The organism is uncultured Campylobacter sp. (assembly GCF_938017705.1).
Taxonomy (GTDB): Bacteria; Campylobacterota; Campylobacteria; order Campylobacterales; family Campylobacteraceae; genus Campylobacter_B.
The window spans coordinates 1-3,607 of record NZ_CALIIS010000120.1 but is presented as its reverse complement, the minus strand read 5'-3'; the positions used below and the strand labels follow the sequence as shown (position 1 = coordinate 3,607).

At 47.9% G+C, this 3,607-nt stretch carries 3 protein-coding genes and 2 pseudogenes; all 5 read left to right on the top strand.

Annotated elements, in window-relative coordinates; translation table 11 throughout:
* Window positions 1-67 (top strand): annotated as a pseudogene (locus Q0605_RS05945) (YihA family ribosome biogenesis GTP-binding protein); the annotation flags it as partial.
* A gap of 333 nt (window positions 68-400) precedes the next feature.
* Window positions 401-763, top strand: a pseudogene (locus Q0605_RS11415) (YihA family ribosome biogenesis GTP-binding protein); the annotation flags it as partial.
* A gap of 112 nt (window positions 764-875) precedes the next feature.
* The gene (locus Q0605_RS05930; protein ID WP_363317211.1) at window positions 876-1,652 is read left to right on the top strand and encodes a GNAT family N-acetyltransferase; all 777 of its coding nucleotides are present in this window, start codon (window positions 876-878) and stop codon (window positions 1,650-1,652) included.
* Window positions 1,619-2,107, top strand: coding sequence for a hypothetical protein (locus Q0605_RS05925; protein ID WP_177389110.1), 489 nt, complete (start codon window positions 1,619-1,621; stop codon window positions 2,105-2,107). The genes Q0605_RS05930 and Q0605_RS05925 overlap by 34 nt, the downstream gene beginning before the upstream one ends.
* Window positions 2,104-3,607 (top strand): penicillin-binding protein 2 (gene mrdA, locus Q0605_RS05920; protein ID WP_298705089.1); only part of this gene is annotated, 1,504 nt, incomplete at its 3' end. The genes Q0605_RS05925 and mrdA, both read left to right, overlap by 4 nt.

Genomic DNA, 3,607 nt, shown 5'->3' with positions numbered 1-3,607 from the left:
GCGTAAAAATCTAGCCAAATCAAGCTCGACGCCGGGTAAAACGCAGCTGATAAATTTCTTCGAGGTTAAATTTAAACAAAAGCTTGCCGCAGACTCGGACGGCTCGCAAAATGAAACGTCGCTCGATCTAGCAAGCAAAGAGGCTTTAAGCTCGGCTGCAAATTGCGCGCAAGATCACGCGGACGCTGCGGCGTTTGAGCAAAATTCCAAACAGGAATCCGTTTTAAATTTAAAAAGCGCCTCGGCGGATTTTAGATCGGATCGCGAGACAGATCTTGCGGCGGGTTTCGCGCCGAATTCCGCGCAAAGCTCCGAATTAAATTTTATAGGCAGATCCGCGCTAAGCTTAGCGGGCAACCCCGCCTTTTCGGATCTTGCGAGCTTGGGTGAAAATATCTCTTTGATCTTCGTGGATCTGCCGGGGTTTGGATACGCTAAGGTTTCTAAAAAACTGCATTATATCTGGCAAAAAAATCTCGACGAATTTATCAAAGAGCGCCTAAATATCAAGCTTTTCGTCCATCTCATCGACGCGAGGCAGTTTGATCTTACGATAGATAAAAATTTGCAAAACTATCTCGCTAGTTTTCTGCGCGGCGATCAAAAGGTCGTGAGGCTCTACACCAAAGCCGACAAGCTCAACCAAAGCGAGCGCGCAAAGCTTTTGAGGCACGATCCGCAGGCTGTTTTGGTCTCTACGCTAAAGGGCGGCGGGCTGCAAAAAGCGCGCGAGATCATCGTGCGCGGGGCGTTTGGATTATGAAATTTCTAAATTTAAATACGTTAAATTTTGCGGCGCAGAATTTCAAAATAATTAAATTTAGCGTATATAAAATTCGTCGCGAAGATCACACAAAGATTAGGGAAAATTTTAGATGATACGGCTAAAAAAGGCGCGCCTTTGCGACATTTCGCGTATGCAGGAGCTCGTAAAAGAGGAGGTTCAAAACGGCGTGATCTTGCCGCTTGAAAGCGATGAGATCGCTGCTAATATCCGCTCATACGTGCTGGCGTTCGGCTGCGATTCTAAGGCGGATAGGAGCTTTTATTCTAAAGAGAATTCCGATTTAAATTTAGCGCACAGCTCGGATTTAAATTTAATCCAAAGCTCCGCCGAAAATTTTGCCGAAATTACTTCTGAAAATTCCGCCGAAAATGCCGCGGGCAATTTTGCGCCGCAACGAGCTGTGCCGCAAAATAGCGCGCTGCAAGCCGTATCCGGGGCGGGGTGTGCACAAGCCGGCAAAGAGCAAATTTTACGGAGCAAATATTTGCAAGAGGCGAGCGTTTTTCAAACCGAATGTTCGCAGCCCCACGAATCGCAGTGTCTAAAAGAAGCCGAAATTTTAGCGGGCTTTGCTTCGCTTAAAATTTTTAACGCGGATCTTGCCGAGGTGCGCTCGCTCATCGTCACTCCGCAGTTTCGCAGGCGAGGCATTGCTAGGGCGATCGTAAACGAGCTGCTCGGTGAAGCGAAATTTTACGGGCTAAAAAGCGTATTTACGCTCACCTATCAAAAGGAATTTTTCGAGCGTCTGGGGTTTACCGAAATCCCAAAGGATGAGCTGCCCGCGCAAAAAATTTGGGCTGATTGTATTAAATGCAAAAAGTTTCCGGTATGCAACGAAATCGCACTTATCTATACGTTATAGCGGACACGCTTTTTAGCGCGGGAGTTCTTTTCTACCTGCTTCTAAGTGCGGTGTATAGAGGCTTGCCGCCGCTGATCGGATTTTTTTTCACGGCGATGGTGGTGCAAAAATATGAAAACGACGTGAAATTTAAAAAGTTCGGCTTTACCTGGTTTTTCTCTATTTTTTATCTGTTTTGCGCCGAACAGATCCACGGATTTAACCTATTTAGCGTGGCTATCGCGTATTGTATATTTTATTTCGTGGTCTATGAAAACTCATTTAAATATATTAAATTTAGAAATTTTTTGATCTGCTTTTACGTGATGATTAGCTATGTTTTGGTCTTTGTGGTGAGCAATGCGATCTCGGCGATCAAAAAGAGCGAGTATCTGCCACTAAGCGGCGAGTATTTAAATTACATCGTGATTGAAATTTTGCTTGCTCTGCTCTTTTTTAAGGGGCGGCTGGTATGAGGCTGAAGTTCGTATTTGCTTTCGTGATACTATTTTTTAGCATGCTTTTGGTGAGAATTTATTATCTTTCGATCAAATCAAACGAATTCTACGAGCAGGTCGCCAAAAATAACGTCATCTCTACCGAATACATCCCGCCGGTGCGCGGTCAAATTTTAGACGCCAAAGGCCGCCCGCTCGCGATAAACAATCTCGGCTTTTCGCTATCCATCGCACCGCATCTAAAAGACGCCGCACTGCAAAGCGAGCTAAATAATATCTCGCGCTACTTCAAAGATCTCAACGTCACCGCGATGAGTAAGAGCTACAAGGACGCGAATTCCGCTTATAATCAAGACTTTATCGAAGTCGTGCCGTTTTTGGACTACAACGCCACGATAGAGCATTTCGCGAGCTTAAGCCTGCACGAAAATATCAAAATTTCGCCCGCTTCACAGCGCTTTTATCCTTACGGCGCGCTTGCTTCGCACATCATCGGCTACGTCGGCCGCGCCAATAAAAAAGATATCCAAAACAACCCCCTAAGCGCGCTTACCGGATACAACGGCAGAAGCGGCGTCGAGGGGTATTATAACGAGCTTTTGCAGGGTAGCAAGGGCGAGCGCAAGACGAAGGTTACGGCGCTAAATCAGGTCGTAGAGGAGATCTCGATGCAAGAGCCTAGCAGCAGCGAAATTTCGCTTACCATCGATCTTGAGCTGCAAAAATACCTCGAGGAAATTTTTAAAGATAAAGACGGCGTAGCGATCGTGATAGATCTGCGCGACGGCGCTATCATCGCGGCGGGCAGCTTTCCCGAGTACGATCTAAACACCTTCGTAGGCGGAATTTCGCAGACGCAGTGGGACGAGCTGATAAAAGACCCGCGCCATCCTTTTACGAATAAGCTCGTAAACGGCCTCTATCCGCCGGGCTCGGTCATCAAGATGGCTGTAGGGATGAGCTTTTTAAACAGCGGTAAGATCAACGAGAACTGGAGCGTGTTTTGCAGCGGCGCGATAGAGCTTGGAGGGCGAAAATTTCGCTGCTGGAAGAGCTGGGGTCACGGCCGCGTAAGCCTAGTAGAGGCGATTAAAGGCAGCTGCGACGTGTATTTTTACGAAGGCTCGCTGCTGGTGGGGATCGACTATATGTCCGCGTATCTGCAGCGTCTGGGTTTCGGTAGTAAAACAGGCGTCGATCTGCCCAATGAGTTTGTAGGCACGATGCCTAATAAAGCATGGAAAATGCAGAAATTTAAGCGCGCGTGGTATCAGGGCGAGACGGTCAATGCTTCGATCGGTCAAGGCGACGTGCTCGTCACCCCTATGCAGGTGGCTAAAAACACCGCTCAGATCGCCGCAGGCAAGGCTATCACGCCGCATTTTTTAAAAAGCATCGACGGCAAGCCGGTGGAATTTGCCCCTACCGAGCTTTTCACGCCGAAAGAAAAGGCGCAGCTGCCCCTCGTGCGACGCGGTATGTATGAGGTCGGCAACAACCCCGACGGAGGCACCGCCT